Origin of the sequence: Vibrio sp. Y10_XG_PY6 (genome assembly GCF_024181795.1) — a bacterium.
GTDB lineage: Bacteria > Pseudomonadota > Gammaproteobacteria > Enterobacterales > Vibrionaceae > Vibrio > Vibrio diabolicus.
Genome location: NZ_JAMZAQ010000004.1, coordinates 108,231 through 128,067, shown reverse-complemented (window position 1 = coordinate 128,067; position 19,837 = coordinate 108,231). Strand labels below are relative to the sequence as shown.

Below are 19,837 nucleotides of genomic sequence, written 5' to 3'. Positions count from 1 at the left end.
TTGCACAAATTGATATAAAAGGTTTTCGTCTTGCTACGCCAATTAGCCCTTGTCTTGTTGGGCTTTTTCCTATCTTTCCAAGCATTTGCTCTTCATAATGCGAATGCCATCTTTTACCCTTTGCCGACTCAGGTTAAGGGTACTTTTATTGCGGCTAAAAAATTGTTCTTGGGTGAGCAAGGGGGCTTGTGGATTCACGACGTGCATGGGCGGGTGTTGTTTTATGATGGCCAAAATATCCTACCTAAATCAGGCAGTTTTTTACAAACGTCTGCCAAGCAACTGGCTTATTATGAAGGCTCGTTCTGGACCTTTGTTGAGAATGAGGTGTATCAAACTTATCCAAATCAAGAAAGACGTTTAGTCTTTAGCTTAAACCCCGGGTCGCAAATAAGAAAAATCGGTTCTTCTGAAGATTATATTTGGGTTAGTGATGGCGCACATTTCTATACTTACAACATCGATACTAGCGAGTTAGAGTCCTTTTCGTTGTTGCAGCTCTATCAACATAGCAACAATAGCTATGTTTATATTAACGATGCGGTTCTGCTCGAAGAGAAGTGGGCACTTGCTACAACTTCTGGCTTTTATCTTTCAGAAGGAGATAAGTTTGACCATGTAGTCGCTTCAGGTCAGAACTACATTGAAAAGATCTACTACTCACACACGCGCAGAGAAATTCTGGTAGGAACGTTGCGTGGGGCATTAATTTTCAATATTTATCAACCTGATAAAGAGGTGATTAAGATTGGCGGTTCTCATGTATTGACTTTCGCTGAGACAAATCAAGAGTACTGGGTGGGGACTGAGCATGGTCTGTATTTATACTCATTCTTGTCAGGCGAAGTGACAGAAGTCGAGCCTGCAAGCTTTCTTGAACTGGAGCTGGATAATACAAAGATCTATTCGCTACTGAGTGACAACATGGGAGGGATGTGGATCGCGACTAACCAAGGCATTCGCTATTACTCCTTGTTTAGTAAAAAGTTTGAACGAGTAACCTTCAGTAGTTACGACTCGCAAACCTTATCAGGGCGAATTCGACAAACCTCCACAGGACCTGATGATGCGCTTTGGTTCGCGGATGACCGAAAGCTTTATCGGACAGGTGAGAGTGGCAACATCAAAGTCTTGGAGCTTGATTCGCAGATCAATGAATTTGCATTTCAAGGTGGGATGCTTTGGCTTGCGACCTCTAAAGGGCTCGAAATATTCGAGCTGAATGGTCTTAACAAAGTGACATTTCCTTATTTACAGGTTATGGCTGGACACGGAGTGGAGCATGTGACTGTAGATGGTAATGAGCGTCTCTGGGTATCAAGCGGATACCATCTTTACAATGTTGATATAACCAAGCAAAGCGTAAGAAATTTTGGAAGTGAGTGGCTAGTAAGTCAGTACTTACCAGCTAAGGTTACGCGTTTATACGACACTGAAGATTCTCTATTGATAGGGACCGATCATGGGATTTATCAATACAGCAATGAAAACATCCAGTTCATCCGCTATTCCGAAAAATTTGGTGAATCATTAGACATGGTCACGGCGGTTGATGGCAGTCAGTGGTTTGCGTCATCTTACGGCGTTTTTAAAACGATTAAAGGAAGTAACGAGAAACATGTTGTTGAAATGAGTGTGCCCAACGCGCGACCTGCTTGCTTGATCAGAGACAGGCAAGGTGTGTGGTTAGCCTCTTCTGTCGGATTAAGCTATTACCACCTTTCGGGTGAATTAGTGAAACATTATTCATCGGCGTCTGGCTTAATGAACAACGAGTTTCTACCAGGAATCTGCAGTGTTATACAGCAAAAAGAAGGTGGTGAGCGAGAGCTCGTCCTAGGGTCGAAATACGGGTTGGTAAAAGCTGAAGCATCCAAGCTGCTTGTGTCCAACCCTCCAGAGTCGAAGTTTATCGTGAGCCAAGTTGTGCTTGAAAACGAGATTCTACAAGTTGGTAGCGCCGATTTGAATGGCATAAAATTACCGTATGGCTCTTCTCTAAGTTTCTTATTTGGCGTGATGCCAAAACCAGACAGCCAAAATTTGTATTATCGATTGAATAGCGATGATCCTTGGCAAGCGCTAGAGGGAGGCCAACTGACTCTAGAGCACCTCAATTCCGGTGAATACCATCTACAGGTAAGTAATGAGTCTCAAGTCGCTGCTGGATTGGTTGGGCTCGAGTCATATTTTATTGTGCTTAATCCTTGGTATTTATCGCAACTCGCAATTTTAGGTTTTGTGGTCGCGAGTATTGCCATGGTTGCACTACTTATGTACTGGCGTTCTCGCTATGTTGTACAGGCTAACCGTGATTTAGCTGCGCAAGTGACACTCAAAACTAACCAGTTGAGGCATCAAAGCCGAGTGTTGTTGACGAGTAACCAACAGCTACGTAAACAGATTCAAGTCAGAAACCTGCTGGTTGATCACGTGGCGCAATCTATTAAGTCCAGTGTCGATTTTATAGCGGCAAAATTACCCATACCTTTGGATGCAGCTACGGAAGATCATCTGGCGAAAACGACATGGCAATTAAATGAGTTAAAAAGTGTCCCTGGCGAAGCTAGCGGCGGTAGTCACAATTACAATTTGAGTCAGATAACTCAATCGGTGGTTGATGTATGGCAAGATGATTTTGCGAAGGCTGGGATTATGGTGGAGCTTGAAGATGAGAGAAAAACAAGTCGAATTGCTCTGGAAAGCTTTAACCTTGATGTTATCTTCAACAGCATTTTTGCCAATATCATCAAGCGTTCTTTCCGAGGCCAAACGGTGAGAATCATGCTAGAAGAGGGCAATGATATTGTTTCATTGAGTTTTCTTGATTATGGGACGCAACTGCCTAATAAAGTCACGACCGGGCGTCCATCTAATATGAACCACTCTGAATTGAGTATTGATCATCTTGCCCAGTTAGTGACAACGAGTGGAGGATACTTGGCGGTGTTTACTTCCGACGCTCAAAATAAAATCGAAATTACATGGCCAACTGCGAAGGAAATGAGTTATGTGGATGAATCTTTGCAAGAATTTGAGTCTGAACCTATCGTCGAAGATAAAGTGACCCCAGAGAAAGAATGGTTGCAAAAAGTCTATCAGCTGGTGGCTGAGCATTACCATGACCCTGAGTTTGGTACTGCTTTAGCGGCTAAAATGCTGTTCATGTCAGAACGCTCTTTACAGAGGCGCTTTAAATCAGCCTCGTCAAGAACGTTAAAAGATTATGTAACCGAAGTTCGTTTAGAAACGGCGTGTGAGCAGTTATTAGCGGGCGAGAAAATCAGCGAAGTAGCGTTTAACTGCGGCTTTAATGATCCTTCTTACTTTAGCCAAAAGTTTAAATTGCATTTTGGTTTGCCTCCTTCCAAGTTTGCTTTGACTCAAGAAAGCCAAGAAACCAACTAAAAAAACTCATTACACACTCCCTAGTGAATATTCAAAAGACTGGGGAGCTGCTTATAGTGCTCTACTATTGCTAGAGCTACCAATGCAGTGATTCTCATTGCTTCTTCATAACATCTAGCCTACAAATCCATTCTCAATACGTAAGCACGGTCACGCTCTATCTGTTAGTAGCGCTGTTCTTAGCTATAACCATACATGGCTTAAGAGGACGGATTTACCTACGGCGACAAATAGATGAATGGTTGTATTTTTGTATCTAGAGTGCGTTGGTTCATTTGAGTAGTGAGGGAATGCGAAATTCGTGAAAACAGAACTGTGCTGAAAAGGTGGATAAGCTAAAGAGTTTAGAGAGATGAAAAAAAATATCGTGGTATAGCCGGGGGGACTATACCACGGGTGTCAATGACACCTTCGCTTGCTGCCGGAGTGACATGTTGCCATGCCACCTCTGGAATTCATTTGAGAGGTTGCCCTCTCGATGGAGTAACTATACGAGAGGTTACTTATTTTTCTTATAAAAATAACGCCATGTTGATATGAGAAAAACGACAAAGTTTTAAATGTCATCTAACCTGTTGTTTTGTGTAGAAATTTTTATTTTTTACCATTTGTTTGTGACATTTTTATTTCATTGGTCGTGATTTTTAATTGTTAATTTTGACGTAAATAACGAGAGGAAATTTACGGAGTTGACGTTTGAAAGCATGAAAACATTTATGAAATCTTTGATTTCACACAAGGATTGAAGGGTTATAGGAGAGTAATATTGGCAGCCTAAACTTATTAAATAATAATATTTCTCATTAGCAATACTCTTAAGGGCCACTATGAAGTTATCAGAGATTAATCCTGGCGATACGGTGACGATTCGGTTGTTAGATGGTCTTTCATCAGATATCAGAAAGAAACTCATGGTAATGGGGCTGCTTCCCAATACAGAAGTCAAAGTGATTCGACGTGCTCCAATGGGCGATCCTTTACAAGTCGAAGTCCGTGGTGTGTCTGTCGCATTGCGAGAAACCATTGCTCAGAAAATTGAAGTGGAGCGAGTGTAATGCAATATCAAGTGCTTACCGTAGGTAATCCTAATAGTGGTAAAACGACGCTATTTAATGGTTTGACTGGCGCAAAACAGCAAGTTGGTAACTGGGCAGGCGTCACCGTTGAAAAGAAAACGGGACAATTCAAACATGCGGGTGACGAGTTTTTGCTCACTGACCTTCCTGGTATTTACTCGTTAGACAGTGGTAATGATAGCAATAGTATTGACGAATCCATTGCATCGCGTGCGGTTCTAACTCATCCTGCCGATCTCATTATCAACGTGGTTGATGCCACGAGTTTAGAGCGCAGCTTATATATGACGTTACAACTTCGCGAACTTGGCCGTCCTATGATTGTTGTTCTCAACAAAATGGATGCACTAAAACGTGAACGTCAAATGATTAACGTTTCAGAGCTTGAGAAAACATTAGGTTGTCCTGTAGTAAGTTTATCTGCAACCAATAAAACTCAAGTTGCAGAGTTTAAAGAAAAACTTCATAAGTCCATCGTTCAAGGGGTCGCGCTTAAAGAGCTATCTTTGCATTACGGTGAAAAGATGGAGTCGGCGATTCAAACTGTTTCCACACTTTTTAACGATCAAACCGTCGCCCATCGTGCATTAGCGATTCGTGCGCTTGAAAAAGACACGATGGTTCTCAATAGCCTTTCCGATATTGATAGAAGCAAAGTATTGGAAGTCACTGCGACTTTAGACTTGGATATCGATTTGCATGTCGCGGATACCAAGTACACATACCTGCATGAACAGTGTAAAAAAGTTCGCCGAAGCGAAGGTAAATTAAGCCGTAGTGTGACTGAAAAACTCGACCAGTTTATTTTGAACAAGTGGATTGGCATCCCATTCTTCTTTGTTGTTATGTACTTGATGTTTATGTTCTCGATTAACATCGGTAGTGCATTTATCGACTTTTTTGACATTGGTGTAGGCGCATTGCTGGTTGATGGTGGACACCACTTATTAGATGGTCACCTCCCCGTATGGCTAGTTACGGTGATTGCTGATGGTTTAGGCGGCGGTATTCAAACAGTTGCGACCTTTATCCCGGTCATAGCGTGTTTGTACTTATTCCTTGCTGTGCTTGAGAGCTCGGGTTACATGGCACGCGCCGCGTTTGTGCTTGATAAAGTGATGCAGAAAATCGGCTTGCCGGGTAAAGCGTTTGTCCCTTTGGTTCTTGGTTTTGGCTGTAACGTTCCGTCAATCATGGCAACGCGCACGCTAGACCAAGAGCGTGAGCGCAAGTTGGCTGCGTCGATGGCACCGTTTATGTCATGTGGTGCTCGCTTACCTGTGTACGCTTTATTTGCTGCCGCTTTCTTCCCAGGCTCTGGTCAAAACATTGTGTTTGCACTTTACCTACTTGGTATTGTCGCCGCGGTGTTTACCGGTTTGTTCCTCAAGCACACGCTGTATCCTGGCAGCAGTGATAGCTTGGTGATGGAAATGCCTGACTATGAGCTTCCGACATTGCAGAACGTCGTGATCAAAACTTGGCAAAAACTTAAGCGGTTTGTATTGGGTGCAGGTAAAACCATCGTAGTGGTTGTTGCTATCTTGAGCTTCCTCAACTCGCTAGGAACTGACGGTACATTCGGTAATGAAGACAGTGATAAATCGGTTCTATCAAAAGCCGCTCAGGTTGTGACGCCAGTGTTTGCACCAATTGGTATTCAAGAGGATAACTGGCCAGCAACGGTTGGTATTATTACTGGTATCTTCGCGAAAGAGGCAGTCGTGGGCACATTGAACAGCTTATATACTACGCCAACCGATGGAGAGGATGCAGAATTTGATCTTATGGGTAGCCTAGAAGAAGCGGTGATGAGCATTCCTGAAAACCTAGCAGGGCTGAGCTATTCTGATCCTCTGGGGATTGACGTCGGTGATTTAGCAGATTCTCATGCAGTCGCAGAGGAGCAAGAAATTGATGAATCGATCTTTGGTAACATAAAAGAGAAATTTGTTTCTGGTCATGCTGCTTTTGCGTACCTAGTTTTTATCTTACTTTACACTCCTTGTGTGGCTGCGATGGGTGCCTATGTTCGAGAATTCGGCAATAACTTTGCGCGCTTTATAGCGGTATGGACAATGGGGCTCGCGTACTTGAGTGCGACTTTCTATCATCAGCTTATGCATTTCGCTGATAGCCCTATCACCAGCGGCGTTTGGATTGCCATAATTATTGCGATTTTCTTTGGCACGTACCGCGTTTTCAAGCGCGTAGGCAAGAAACATCAAGGCGAGTTTGAGGCGCAAGTCGTATGATTTTAAAAGAGCTTTATCAATATATTGCCGAAAAAGGAACGGTTTCCCAATCTGAGCTAGCAAAACAGTTCGGAATGAGTGAAGACGGTGCAGACGCCATGTTAAGTGTATGGATTAACAAAGGTCGCATTTCTCGCTTGGTAGATACAAATAAAGCTCATCATATAACGCGAATACGCTATGCAGTCACAAAGCACGATGGTTTGTCACTTACCGTAACCATGTAGTAGGAGCAATGAACCATCGCGCACAAACAACATAGCCGCATCAGCAATGATGCGGCTTTTTACTTTCTACCTGAATTAAAAGTTATATAACGGTTACGCTTTACGGAAGATAGAGCTTAACGACAACACATTACGAATTCGGTTAAGAATCTCTTCTTGTTCTTCGTCAGTACGAAACTCTCCTTTTGTATTCCCCCAAACTGGTCCTGGCCATGCCATATCGTCTTTAAAGCGCGCAATATGGTGAATGTGCAGCTGTGGCACCATGTTACCTAGGGCGCCAAGGTTTAACTTGTCTGGGCGGAATGTCGCTTCGAGTGCTTGGCTTACCGCTTGAGATTCGAGCAAAAACTGTTGTTGCTCTTGCATTGGCAAGTGGTGTAGCTCTTTCAAATTTTCGCGTTTAGGCACCAAGATAACCCATGGCACAGCATTATCTTTATGAAGAAGCGCGACGCAAAGTGGGAAGTGACCAATCACCGAAGTGTCTTTTGCCAATTGAGGATGAAGTTCAAAACTCATTATTGCTGTCCGATTAATTTTTAGTTTGAATTAGTATACGATAGATAAAACAAAAGGTTGGCGCTTTCACGTCAACCTTTGTCATCATTTAGCTTGTGCTACTTAAGCTAACTACGTAAAAGCGGATTACATACGCTCTAGAGTATCGATACCCAGTAGAGACAGACCTTGCTTGATGGTCTTCGCTGTTAGCGCAGCTAGTTTCAGACGGCTTTGTTTCACTGCTTCGTCTTCAGCAACTAGGATAGGGCACGCTTCGTAGAAGCTAGAGAACTGACCTGCTAGTTCGAATAGGTAGCTACACATGATGTGTGGTTGGCCTTCGCGAGCAACAGATTGCACCGCTTCTTCGAACTGCATAAGTTTAGCAATAAGTGCTTTCTCTTTCTCATCAGTGATTTTGATGTCACCTTGGAGAGCATCCATAGCAACACCAGCTTTAGCGAAAATTGAAGCTACACGAGTGTATGCATATTGCATGTATGGTGCTGTGTTGCCTTCAAACGCTAACATGTTGTCCCAATCGAACACGTAGTCAGTCGTACGGTGTTTAGATAAGTCAGAGTATTTAACCGCTGCCATTGCAACTGTTTTAGAGATCTTCTCTTTTTCGTCTGCATCTAGTTCAGGGTTTTTAGATTCGATCAGCTGTGCTGCGCGAACTTCTGCTTCATCCAGAAGATCTGCCAAACGAACGGTACCACCCGCACGAGTCTTGAATGGCTTTCCGTCTTTACCCAGCATCATGCCGAACGCGTGGTGCTCAAGAGATACAGACTCAGGCACGTAGCCCGCTTTACGAACAATCGTCCAAGCTTGCATTAGGTGTTGGTGCTGACGTGAGTCGATGAAGTAAAGCACACGGTCTGCGCTTAGCTCTTCATAACGATATTTTGCACATGCGATGTCTGTTGTTGTGTATAGGAAACCGCCATCGCGTTTTTGAACGATAACGCCCATTGGTTCGCCATCTTTGTTCTTGTATTCATCTAGGAATACAACTTGCGCGCCATCATCTTCAACGGCAAGACCTTGTTCTTTTAGGTCTGCAACGATCTTAGGAAGCATGTCGTTGTACATGCTTTCGCCCATTACGTCGTCACGAGTCAGTGACACGTTTAGACGGTCGTAGTTGCGCTGGTTTTGGATCATGGTTACATCAACGAGTTTTTTCCACATTTCTGCACAGTACTCGTCACCGCTTTGCAGTTTTACCACGTAGTTTCGCGCCTTTACTGCGAACTCTTCATCTTCATCGTACAGCTTTTTCGATTCGCGGTAGAAGCCTTCAAGGTCCGCAAGTTCCATAGAAACTTCGCCAGACTCTTGTTGTACACGCTCAAGGTTTGCGATAAGCATACCGAACTGAGTACCCCAGTCACCGATGTGGTTCGCGCGGATCACTTTGTGACCTAAGAACTCAAGCGTACGTACCACTGCATCACCGATGATGGTTGAACGCAGGTGACCCACGTGCATTTCTTTTGCTACGTTTGGTGCAGAGTAGTCGGCAACGATGGTTTGCGCTTCTTCTTTAGCTACGCCAAGACGTTCGTCTGCTAGCGCCGCGTCGGCTTGTTTCGCAAGGAACTCTTCGCTTAGGAAAATGTTGATGAAACCAGGGCCAGCGATTTCTGTTTTGCTCGCAATACCATCTAGGTCTAGAACATCCAGTACTTTCTGTGCAAATTCTCGAGGGTTAGTACCCAGTTTTTTAGCAACGCCCATTACGCCGTTTGCTTGGTAATCACCAAATTGTGGCTTTGCTGATTGGCGAACGGCTGCAGGACTACCTGCAGGTGCGCCAGCGGCTTCTAGAGCCTGAGATACTTTGTCATTAATAAGTGCTTGGATATTCACACGCGTTTCCTTCAATTCAAGGACAAAGAACTCGGCAGAATGTACGCCGAGCTCTGTTAGAGTTCACAAAAATGGGGCTAATCATAACAACTTTATTGCTTTTCATACAGAGATGAATAGGCGAAATTTTTACTTTTTCGATTGAATGGAAATGTGGCTTAGTTTGCGTTTACTATTGCGCTCAAAGTAATGAGATAAATCGCCCCATAAGAGAGCCATAATGACGACTCAACTAGTTGAAAAGCGCCTAACGCCTGAATTGATGATCCAAGATCTGGACGCATTTATGGCGAAGATTGAAGAGCTTGCAACCCTGTTAAAACTGGATCTGAGCTTTGCTCAGGCTGACCATATTGCGCTGCGTATTAATGATACTGAAACAGCGAAAGCCGCGCATGAAGCATGGAGTCAATACGGTAAGGTGATTTCACAAGCGAAAATAAACGGTCGCCCAATCATCGTTATCGAATTCGACAAAGCGTTGGAAAGCCGTGGCTGGAAGATTGAGTGTCTGGAGCTGCCATACCCTGCGGAAGGCAAAATCTACCCAAATGAAAGCTGGGAACATGTGGAGTTTGTGATTCCGTCTCATGTCGAAACCGCAGATGAGTTTCTTGCTGATTTGAAACACACTTACCCAGCGTTTGGCGCGCGTTTTGATGAGTTAAAAGAGCTGGGTGTGAAGATCAAATTGTCGAGCCCGAAAGGGGAAGGCGAACGCTTGAACAACCCAACCGTGGCGTTTAAGTACCAAGGCATTTGTATCAAGCTGCACCCGCATTCACTTAAGCGTATTGTGGAGTCTGAGCAGGCGTAAAACGCTAGAGTGAAATTTCTGAGTTGCGAGAGGCAAAAAGGGAGCCGAGGCTCCCTTTCGTAAGCGAATCACTATTTAGCCGGTGACTTGCTTTTTGGGTTGGTAATGGAAAGCTTTTTGCCTTTCAACTCTTCGTCTAGAGTTAGTGTGAAAGTCTTTGGAAACGGCATTCGTTTACAATGATCCACTTTGTTCCTGACGATTGTGAGCAGGGCTTCCGTTGAAGAGTTTTGCTCTATTTTTAAGCTAAAGTCATCGTTCTTACTGCAGCCATTAGACTCGGCGATAAATGAAATTTGACTATCGCTAGTTCGGTACGCTTCAACCATGACGACTTGGTGTTCAGACTCTTGACCTTGCTGCATTTCTGTATTTGCCGAGCAAGCGACTAAGCTGATTGAGCTCAAACCAAGCAGCATTGTTTTGAGTATATATTGCATCTTGTTATCCTTTTTTGCGACGCAGGAAAGGACCTGCAGCTAGCAACATCAATAGGCTAATCGAGAAGCTGCCGCCTGAACTCGATGTTTTTGTTACGCTGCTCTCGCTAGTGTTATCTGAACTAACTGACATCTTGATATTGCGAATATACGCTTGCGCGTTGTAACCACCGCTAAACTCGTAGTTTTTCAGATAAGCAAAAGTAACCGTGTTTGACTTCCGGTAAAGATCGATAGAAAGTTCATTGTACTCAAGAAGCTGGCGAGTGTAGTCATACTCTTGGCCATTGACGTAAACGACAAAAACATCGAAACCATCTGACAAGACTTTAAAGTCCATTGATAGTTTGCCTTTTGGAAGATCGGTTAAATGCAAGATGGATGCACCAGTAGACATTCCCATTTCTGCTGACTGAAGTTCACCATTTTCAGCGGTCCAAGCGTGTTCATTGGTGTACACGTTTGCGCCAGCTAGCGTAACGGCACTGCTCAATGAGCTGCTTGCTTTATCAATACCACTATATATTAAGGTAGTCGAAAGTTTAGATAGTTTCGGATGATCAGTAGAGACTTCAATCGTTTCAACTGAGTGCGAGTAGCTTGGGTAGTAGCCTACCGTAATTTGACAGCTCTGAGATGGTGCCAGTGTCGCAGTACAGGTATTTTTGGCGAGGCTGATTCCGCTTGTTAGGGTAACGCCCGTGATGTTGATTGGCGTATTCACCTCGTCATTACGAATAGTAAAGGTCTCTTGCTGCGCTTTTCGCTCAACGAAATGAAGATCTCGATACTGAGTGTAGCTGATAGTATTACGATGACTATCTATCCAGCCGTTATGCTGAAAATGAGCGACGTTTGCATAAACACCATAAGCATTTGGTTGAGCACATCCATCCCCCCAACTGACTACGCCTAGTAATTTGTTGATGCCGTTATCATCAACGATGAGCGGACCGCCGCTATCTCCTTGGCAGCTATCTTTACCTCCCCAATAGTATCCGGCGCAAATGCCGTCATCTGATACATTAGAGTAGTTTCCTGGTAGGTTTTGGCAGGTAGCTCGATCTACGTACTCCAAATCAACTTGTTGTAAAACGGTTGGGTATACTCGGTCTGTCGTGGACGTATTTCCCCATCCAGCTACGTGCAACTTATCTCCTACGCGTACACTATCCAAAAGCTCTGGCGTTGCCAAATCGATAGTCGCGCTATCGACATTACGTTCTAATTCGATAAGAGCGATGTCATTGTTCGTTGTATTACTGTTATATGCAGTATGCGAGTAGATATTGTTAACCGCGATGCGCTGCGCGTGAGACTCGTTGTTTTGATCATAAAGACCAAGAGCGATATCAATATCGTCCGCATTAAGACCTTCCACACAGTGCGCAGCAGTTAATACGTATTTTCCACCAAGGAAACTACCGCCACAGAAGTGACCAATAGATGTTGGCTGTCCTTTACGGACCAGTGAAGCAATAAACTTCCAGTCGGAAGTATTAGCTGGCTCGCCGCCAATAATGCGAGTGGATACATCATTCTGAACAGGCTTAAGAGTATCTGCGATTGTGGTTGCTGGCAAAGTCAGCCCAATCAGAAAAGCCACTAACGTTTTTTTCATTTTAATTCCGTAATATTAACGTGGTTTATTATAAGGGGACCAAATGATAAACGGAATCATTCTCTCAGTAAATAGTTGTAGTGAAATGAAAAATTATAATATATCGGTTTAATTTTGATGGTTAGAGTCGGGGGGATATCCCTGAAAAGATGAAACCCGCCAAGTTGGACGGGTTTCATTCTCGTTGTAACTAGTGCGGAGGGATTACAGGATCACTGTTTTATTTCCATAAACAAAGACGTGGTCGTTAATGACTTTATTCAACGCTTTGCTCAACACATTCTTTTCTACATCGCGTCCCGCTTGTGCCATATCTTGGGCATTGAATGTATGGTCGACAGGAATTACGTCTTGCTTGATGATTGGCCCTTCATCTAAATCATTGGTCACGAAGTGTGCCGTTGCACCGATGATTTTCACACCGCGATCGTAAGCTTGTTGATATGGCTTCGCGCCAATAAAAGCAGGTAAGAAGCTGTGATGAATATTAATGATTTTGTGGTGGTATTTCTCAACAAACGTCGGCGTCAATACGCGCATGTATTTAGCTAACACCAAAAAGTCAGCATCGTATTGGTCGATCACTTCTAGTATCTTCTGCTCGTGTTCTTCACGGCTAAGGTTTTCATGGGTCACGTGGTGGTAAGGAATGTCGAAGCGCTCAGTGAGAGTTTGCAGTTTGTCGTAATTCCCCACCACAGCAGCGATCTCAACGTCTAGGCTTCCATCGTAGGTTTTCATCAGAATATCGCCTAAACAATGCGCTTCTTTTGTGACGAGAATGACGATGCGCTTACGGCGAGAGCCAACCAATTTACGCTTAGCGCCTTGCGGGAGTGCTTGGTCCAAATCGGCAAGAAACGTTTGATCGTTGAAGTATCCCTCCAGCTCCGTTCTCATGAAAAAGTGGCCACTGGTATTATCAACAAATTCGTTATTGTGAACGATGTTGAGTTGGTGCTTGTAACAGATATTAGTGATTTTCGAGATGAGACCCGGGGCGTCAGAACAGTGGGTCAACAGTGTTTTCTTTTCCATAAATCAGGTACTTCCATGCATTAATATTTTAGCGTACGAATTTGTTATTATTCCCAGGCGGGTGTAACTGTACTGCCATGTTTCACCATAAATAATCTATTCTTACGTTGGTTTCAACAAAATATCCGTGCGTCGCCGCAAGCTGGCCAGATTGTGGGCTGATGTCACTCCTATTCCTCTGATATACTCTCGATAATTTTTCAAACTCAATACCAAGCATGATCGCAAAAACTTTTTCCTCTGATGGCGCGTTAGGTAAGGCCATTCCGGGCTTTCAAGCTCGTCAGCCACAAATCGATATGGCGGAAGCCGTCAGCAGTGCGATCAAAGATCAAACCCAGTTGGTGGTAGAGGCTGGAACCGGAACCGGTAAGACCTTCGCCTACCTAGTCCCAGCGCTGTTGAGCGGTAAAAAAGTGATCATCAGTACAGGCTCGAAAAACTTGCAAGAGCAGTTGTACCATCGTGACTTACCGCTCATGGTCAATGCGCTTGGTTTTTATGGTCAAGTGGCGTTATTAAAAGGGCGTTCTAACTATCTGTGTTTGGATCGTTTGAGCCGCCAAATGGTCGAAAGCCACACTAATGAATCTGACCCGACGTTATTAACTCAACTGGTTAAAGTGCGTGCTTGGTCATCAGAAACCAAAACAGGTGACCTTGGTGATTGTGATGATCTGCCAGAAGACAGCATGATCATTCCGACCATCACTTCAACCAATGATAACTGTTTAGGTAAAGAGTGTCCGAGCTACACCGATTGCTTTGTATTGAAAGCGCGTAAGCGAGCCATGGATTCCGACATTGTTGTGGTGAACCATCACTTGTTTCTTGCTGATTTAGCGATCAAAGAAACAGGATTTGGCGAACTGATTCCAGAAGCCGATGTGTTTATTTTTGATGAAGCTCATCAGTTGCCAGATATTGCGAGCGAATATTTCGGCCAGTCAGTTTCAAGCCGCCAAATTCACGATCTTGCCAAAGACATTGAAATAGCCTATCGCACCGAAGCAAAAGACATGCGCCAATTGCAAAAAGTGGGTGACAAACTCATGCAAAGCGCAATGGACATGCGGATTGTACTGGGTGAGCCAGGCTTTCGTGGCAACTGGCGTGAGGCGTTGCAATCAGGCTCTATTAAGCGAGAATTGTTGCGCTTAACTGATAGCCTCGAACTGGCGATTGATGTTCTCAAAATAGCCTTAGGGCGCAGTCAATTACTGGATACCGCCTTTGAACGAGCCAATTTGATCAAAGGCCGCATCGACCGGGTATGTGATGTCGATATTACTGGTTACTCATACTGGTATGATACCTCGCCTCGTCATTTCGCTCTGCACATTACGCCTCTTTCTGTCGCGGACAAGTTCCATGAGCAAATAGAGATTAAACAAGGCGCGTGGATTTTCACGTCAGCAACTCTAGCGGTATCGGGCGACTTCAAGCACTTTACTGAGCGCCTTGGCCTCAAGCCTACAAAGCAATTTTCTCTGCCGTCCCCCTTTGATTATCAAAAACAAGCGCGCCTTTGTGTGCCAAGGTATCTGCCAGAGCCAAACAGTAACGGCTTAGCGGATAAGTTAGTCCGAATGCTTGCTCCGGTGATTGAAGAAAATGATGGTCGCTGCTTCTTTTTATGTACCTCGCACAGCATGATGCGTGAGCTCGGTGAGAAGTTCCGAGAAGTACTTGAGCTGCCTGTGTTAATGCAAGGGGAGATGAGTAAGCAGAAAACCTTGGCGGAGTTTATGGAACTGGGTAACGCTTTACTCGTGGCGACAGGTGCATTCTGGGAAGGGATTGATGTTAGAGGTGATGCGCTGAGCTGTGTTATTATCGACAAATTACCGTTTACCGCCCCTGACGATCCATTACTCAAAGCCCGTATCGAGGATTGTCGATTGCGTGGCGGTGAACCATTTGCTGAAGTACAAATCCCGGATGCAGTGATTACGTTAAAGCAGGGAGTGGGACGATTAATTCGAGATCAGAAGGATCACGGTGCGTTGATCATTTGTGATAATCGCCTTGTCACGCGAGACTACGGTGGTATTTTCCTCGGAAGCCTACCACCTATCCCAAGAACGCGAGACTTAGATGGAATCAAAGCATTCCTGAAAGCAGAACAATCTGTCACAGACGCAAGTGCTGAGGCATAACCCAATAAATGAGAGTTGTAGAGAGTTAAATGAGCGCAAAAATTCTTGCTATCGATACAGCGACTGAAAACTGTTCAGTTGCGTTGTTGGCTAATGATCAAGTGATTTCACGTAGCGCGGTTGCACCACGCGATCACACCAAAAAAGTACTGCCAATGGTTGATGAAGTACTAAAAGAAGCTGGCCTGACTCTACAAGAGCTAGATGCGTTAGCGTTTGGACGTGGTCCAGGTAGCTTTACTGGCGTTCGTATCGGTATTGGTATCGCACAAGGTTTGGCGTTCGGCGCTGACTTGCCTATGATCGGCGTTTCAACCCTGTCTGCAATGGCTCAAGGTAGCTATCGCTTACATGGTGTGACCGATGTCGCTGTGGCTATTGACGCACGTATGGGGGAAGTTTACTGGGCACGTTACACTCGCCAAGCAAACGGTGAGTGGGCAGGGAGGGATGCAGAGTGCGTAATTCCACCAGCACGTCTAATTGAAGAAGCACAAGCAGACGACAAAACGTGGACGACAGCAGGTACTGGTTGGGATGTCTACCAAGAAGTATTAGCAGACCTACCGTTTAATTTGACGCATGGTGACGTTCTGTACCCTGATTCACAAGACATCGTGATTCTTGCTGAACAAGAATTTAAAAAGGGTAATACTGTGCCGGTAGAAGATTCTAGCCCAGTTTATCTACGCGATAATGTGACATGGAAAAAACTTCCTGGTCGCGAATAGTCCGTTTTTCATTAACCTGACAAAAAGCAGGGCGTTTGCCCTGTATTTTTATGGAGTGCTATGGCGTCGATAAATGGCTTGCCTCCTTCTTTGATTCCCGGTGCAAATCGCACTAATAAAGTTAGCAAAAAGAAGCAGGTAGATAAATCACAAACAAAGCAGCCTGTAGGTCAGCCTTCAAAGGTTGCTAACGCTGTGGCGCACTCCATAAAACACGTGGATGAGTCCCAAATTCACCGAGCTCAAGTGCAATATGACCTTCCTGAAGGGAGCGCACGTAAAGCAATGGAGCAGTACATGGATGTCATGAATCGAACTAAAAAAGAGGAACTGGCTCAATTACTTGGTGTCGATATTTACGTGTGAGATCTCCCCAGCTTGGGGTTACTAATATTGAAAGGTGGTTTATGAAGGTTTTTGGACGGTTTTTTCTCGCATTATTTGCTACGGTTGGTTTGTCTGCGTGTAGCTCGTTGCCAGAGGAGTTAAATGCCAGCACAGAACAAGTCGTTACTGATTATAAAGCTTTCGCTGAGTCTCAGGGGCAAGTGAGTGAAGATGTTCGTCTTGGTGGAATCATCGCTAAAGTGGATAACTTCAAAGATAAAACCCGTCTAGAAATCGTAAACCTACCAATCAGTAAATCTGGTAAACCGGATATTGATGAAGAGCCAACGGGACGTTTTGTCGCCTATTTTGATGGCTATTTAGAGCCCGTCGCCTTTAGTGAAGGCCGCTTGTTGACGGTTGTAGGTAAAGGCGCCGGAGAAGAAGAAGGAAAGATTGGTGAGCACGAATACGTATTCCCGATCATTAAGGGGCAAGGCTACCGTTTGTGGAAAATTGAAGAACGTGTACGCATGTATGACTCGCCAACCTACTTTTACCCATGTTACTCGATTAACTGCCGCATGTGGCGTAATGATTTCCCACAAGACGGTAAAGTGATAAAACAGGTCAAATAATCTGCGATGCATGAGCGTCAATTCGAGCTTCCTGCCGGCAAAATGGCAGCCCTTGAGATAGGGAACGAGAAAACGGCTGACTTGTCAGTCGTTTTTCTTCATGGGTGGTTAGATAATGCGGGCAGCTTTAAAGCGCTCATGGAGCAGTTGAACCAACTTAATCCTCACTTACACCTCCTCGCCATCGATCATTTTGGTCACGGTTTATCGAGTCATAAATCTCACGATAACTATTACCCCTTTCACGACTATATTGCCGATTTATATCAGTTGTTGGACGAATTATCGCCAAACAGACTGATATTAGTAGGGCATTCACTTGGTGCTTTAATCGCAAGTTGCTATAGTGCTGCGTTTCCAGAGCAGGTCGAAGCTCTTGTGCAAATTGAGGGAGCAGGACCTCTTACTGAAGATCCTACTAACAGTTTGCCTCGTCTTCGCGATGGCGTTTTAAGTCGAATAAGACAGCAAAACAAGCCAGAGCGAGCCATTGCCTCCTTCGATCTGGCGTTAAAATTACGCGTGCAAGCCAACCAATTAACCGCTGAGCAGCTTCTGCCGATAGTCGAGCGAGGAACGGAGCAGCGAGGAGATAAATGGTATTGGCGGCATGATGCCAAGTTAAAATGTGCGTCGCTTTACCGAATGGCGCAAGCGCATGCTAACTCGATTACCAGCCAAATACGTTGTCCTCATTTGATCGTATTAGGCGATCAAGGATTTCAGAATTTACCATCTAACCAAGCTGATTGGGGAGAGAACCCGCCGCAAGTGGTTTCTGTCAAGGGTGGTCATCACTGTCATTTAGAGCAAATACTCGAGGTCGCAACGCGAATTCTTGGTGTAGTTAACAAAATTTAAACAAGTGTTTGAGAGTTGCGTGCTCAAGCACGTTCGCTGTGCTGTAATAGCTTTCAAAATAAAAAGGACGCTATTTTTTAGCCAGTTATAAACGAGGAGTAACATCGTGGATAAACCATGGCTTTCACGTTATCCAAGTGACGTACCTGAAACCATTAATCCAGAGCAATATGAGTCTTTGGTAGAAATGTTTGAGCAGTCTGTACAAAAATATGCAGACCAACCAGCATTCATGAACATGGGCTCGGTTATGACCTTCCGTAAATTGGAAGAGCGTAGTCGCGCATTCGCAGCGTATCTGCAAAACGAGTTAAAACTGCAAAAGGGTGACCGTGTTGCTCTGATGATGCCAAACCTACTGCAATACCCAGTGGCGTTGTTTGGTATTTTGCGTGCAGGTTGTATCGCCGTAAACGTTAACCCACTTTACACTCCTCGTGAACTTGAACACCAATTGAATGACTCAGGTGCGACGACGATTGTGATTGTGTCTAACTTTGCGAACACGCTAGAACAAATCGTCGATAAAACACCAGTTAAACACGTGGTGTTAACCAGCCTTGGTCAAATGCTGCCACGAGCGAAAGGTACGATTGTCGATTTTGTCGTGAAGTACGTTAAGGGCATGGTGCCTAAGTACGATTTACCTGGTGCAATCTCAATGCGTCAGGCTCTACGTAAAGGTCGTCGTCTACAATACGTTAAACCGTTTATGTCTGGGGATGACATCGCATTCCTGCAATACACGGGCGGTACGACAGGCGTCGCGAAAGGCGCGATTCTTACACACCGTAATATGATTGCGAACGTTTTACAGGCGAAAGGCGCGTACGGGCCGGTTTTATCTCCAGGCCGTGAATTGGTCGTGACAGCGCTACCGCTGTATCACGTATTTGCTCTTACCGTAAACTGTTTACTGTTTGTCGAAATGGGTGGCCGTAACCTACTTATTACCAATCCTAGAGATATTCCTGGGTTCGTGAAAGAGCTACAAAAGCATCCGTTTACTGCGATTACGGGCGTGAACACCTTATTTAATGCTTTGATCAACAACGAAGACTTCCACGAGTTGGATTTCAGTAACCTACGTTTAGCCGTTGGCGGCGGCATGGCAGTGCAGCGCTCAGTAGCAGAAAGATGGCAAAAGACCACGGGTTGTTACCTACTAGAAGGTTACGGCCTAACCGAGTGTTCTCCATTGGTTGCGGCATACCCGCATGACCTTGTTGAATACAATGGATCGATTGGTCTGCCTGTGCCATCAACGGAAGTTCGCATTGTGGACGAAGAAGGCAATGCGCTTCCGAATACTGAAACTGGTGAGCTTCAAGTCCGTGGCCCTCAGGTTATGCAAGGCTACTGGCAACGACCTGAAGCAACGAAAGATACGATCAACGAAGACGGCTGGCTATCAACCGGCGACATTGTTAAGTTCGATGACGAAGGCTTCCTGCACATCGTTGACCGTAAGAAAGACATGATCTTGGTATCAGGCTTTAATGTTTACCCGAACGAAATCGAAGACGTTGTAGCGCTACACGGCAAAGTCCTTGAAGTGGCTGCTATTGGTCAACCGCACGAAGTCTCTGGTGAATTAGTGAAGATCTACGTCGTGAAGCGCGACCCGAGCTTGACCAAAGATGAAGTGATTACGCATTGTCGTCAGCACTTAACTGGCTACAAAGTACCTAAGTTGGTTGAGTTCCGTGAAGACCTCCCTAAAACCAATGTCGGTAAGATCTTGCGTCGTGTTCTGCGTGAAGAGAACGACGCTGAACTCGCGAAGAAAAGCGCATAAGCCGATTTCGTCGAGTCGAGAGATTTAAAAAATGATAGAATGCCAGCGTTTTGCTGGCA

The 19,837-nt window shown here is 44.8% G+C and carries 16 protein-coding genes; 11 read left to right on the top strand and 5 right to left on the bottom strand.

Annotated elements, in window-relative coordinates:
• The first annotated feature begins 30 nt into the window (after positions 1 to 30).
• The 4 genes from NL644_RS19110 (at position 31) to NL644_RS19095 (ending at position 6,966) form a co-directional block, all read left to right on the top strand.
• Positions 31 to 3,408: an AraC family transcriptional regulator gene (locus NL644_RS19110; RefSeq protein WP_114322597.1), complete on the top strand. Its 3,378-nt coding sequence runs from the start codon at positions 31 to 33 to the stop codon at positions 3,406 to 3,408.
• An 827-nt stretch (positions 3,409 to 4,235) separates the two neighbouring features.
• The gene (locus tag NL644_RS19105) at positions 4,236 to 4,463 is read left to right on the top strand and encodes a FeoA family protein (protein WP_005382190.1); all 228 of its coding nucleotides are present in this window, start codon (positions 4,236 to 4,238) and stop codon (positions 4,461 to 4,463) included.
• Positions 4,463 to 6,739 carry a Fe(2+) transporter permease subunit FeoB gene (gene feoB / locus NL644_RS19100; RefSeq protein ID WP_145474336.1) on the top strand — a complete coding sequence of 759 codons (2,277 nt, stop codon included), beginning with the start codon at positions 4,463 to 4,465 and terminating at the stop codon, positions 6,737 to 6,739. The genes NL644_RS19105 and feoB overlap by 1 nt, the downstream gene beginning before the upstream one ends.
• Positions 6,736 to 6,966, top strand: a complete 231-nt coding sequence (locus NL644_RS19095) for a FeoC-like transcriptional regulator (RefSeq protein WP_005396058.1) — start codon at positions 6,736 to 6,738, stop codon at positions 6,964 to 6,966. Before feoB ends, NL644_RS19095 begins: the two co-directional genes overlap by 4 nt.
• Positions 6,967 to 7,059: 93 nt before the next feature.
• On the opposite strand, the gene NL644_RS19090 is transcribed toward NL644_RS19095, so the two are convergent.
• Together NL644_RS19090 and argS are read right to left on the bottom strand one after the other, a co-directional pair.
• Positions 7,060 to 7,488: an HIT domain-containing protein gene (locus tag NL644_RS19090; protein WP_012842045.1), complete on the bottom strand. Its 429-nt coding sequence runs from the start codon at positions 7,486 to 7,488 to the stop codon at positions 7,060 to 7,062.
• Between the two features lie 126 nt (positions 7,489 to 7,614).
• The gene (argS, locus tag NL644_RS19085; RefSeq protein ID WP_114322595.1) at positions 7,615 to 9,348 is read right to left on the bottom strand and encodes an arginine--tRNA ligase; all 1,734 of its coding nucleotides are present in this window, start codon (positions 9,346 to 9,348) and stop codon (positions 7,615 to 7,617) included.
• A 220-nt stretch (positions 9,349 to 9,568) separates the two neighbouring features.
• On the opposite strand from argS, the gene NL644_RS19080 reads away from it, so the two are divergent.
• Positions 9,569 to 10,165: a VOC family protein gene (locus tag NL644_RS19080; RefSeq protein WP_253658711.1), complete on the top strand. Its 597-nt coding sequence runs from the start codon at positions 9,569 to 9,571 to the stop codon at positions 10,163 to 10,165.
• Between the two features lie 71 nt (positions 10,166 to 10,236).
• Here the strand turns inward: NL644_RS19080 and NL644_RS19075 are convergent, their stop codons facing one another.
• From NL644_RS19075 to purU, 3 genes are all read right to left on the bottom strand, one after another.
• A complete protein-coding gene (locus NL644_RS19075) occupies positions 10,237 to 10,605 on the bottom strand; it encodes a hypothetical protein (protein ID WP_012842042.1) in 369 nt (122 codons plus the stop codon).
• Between the two features lie 4 nt (positions 10,606 to 10,609).
• Positions 10,610 to 12,226: a serine protease gene (locus tag NL644_RS19070; protein WP_253658710.1), complete on the bottom strand. Its 1,617-nt coding sequence runs from the start codon at positions 12,224 to 12,226 to the stop codon at positions 10,610 to 10,612.
• Between the two features lie 204 nt (positions 12,227 to 12,430).
• Positions 12,431 to 13,264, bottom strand: coding sequence for a formyltetrahydrofolate deformylase (gene purU, locus NL644_RS19065; protein WP_253658709.1), 834 nt, complete (start codon positions 13,262 to 13,264; stop codon positions 12,431 to 12,433).
• 218 nt (positions 13,265 to 13,482) lie between these two features.
• Here purU and NL644_RS19060 point away from each other — a divergent pair, with 218 nt between their 5' ends.
• The 6 genes from NL644_RS19060 to fadD all read left to right on the top strand — a co-directional run bounded on the left by NL644_RS19060 (position 13,483) and on the right by fadD (position 19,778).
• On the top strand, positions 13,483 to 15,423 hold the full coding sequence (locus tag NL644_RS19060; protein ID WP_005382210.1) for an ATP-dependent DNA helicase: 1,941 nt from the start codon (positions 13,483 to 13,485) through the stop codon (positions 15,421 to 15,423).
• A gap of 29 nt (positions 15,424 to 15,452) precedes the next feature.
• Positions 15,453 to 16,154: a tRNA (adenosine(37)-N6)-threonylcarbamoyltransferase complex dimerization subunit type 1 TsaB gene (gene tsaB, locus NL644_RS19055; protein WP_114322591.1), complete on the top strand. Its 702-nt coding sequence runs from the start codon at positions 15,453 to 15,455 to the stop codon at positions 16,152 to 16,154.
• Positions 16,155 to 16,214: 60 nt separating this feature from the next.
• Positions 16,215 to 16,520, top strand: a complete 306-nt coding sequence (locus tag NL644_RS19050; RefSeq protein ID WP_005396047.1) for a hypothetical protein — start codon at positions 16,215 to 16,217, stop codon at positions 16,518 to 16,520.
• Positions 16,521 to 16,561: 41 nt separating this feature from the next.
• Positions 16,562 to 17,119: a Slp family lipoprotein gene (locus tag NL644_RS19045; protein WP_048626136.1), complete on the top strand. Its 558-nt coding sequence runs from the start codon at positions 16,562 to 16,564 to the stop codon at positions 17,117 to 17,119.
• Positions 17,120 to 17,125: 6 nt separating this feature from the next.
• Positions 17,126 to 17,980, top strand: a complete 855-nt coding sequence (locus NL644_RS19040; RefSeq protein WP_006743344.1) for an alpha/beta fold hydrolase — start codon at positions 17,126 to 17,128, stop codon at positions 17,978 to 17,980.
• Between the two features lie 106 nt (positions 17,981 to 18,086).
• Positions 18,087 to 19,778, top strand: coding sequence for a long-chain-fatty-acid--CoA ligase FadD (fadD, locus tag NL644_RS19035; protein ID WP_006743343.1), 1,692 nt, complete (start codon positions 18,087 to 18,089; stop codon positions 19,776 to 19,778).
• Positions 19,779 to 19,837 lie beyond the last annotated feature (59 nt).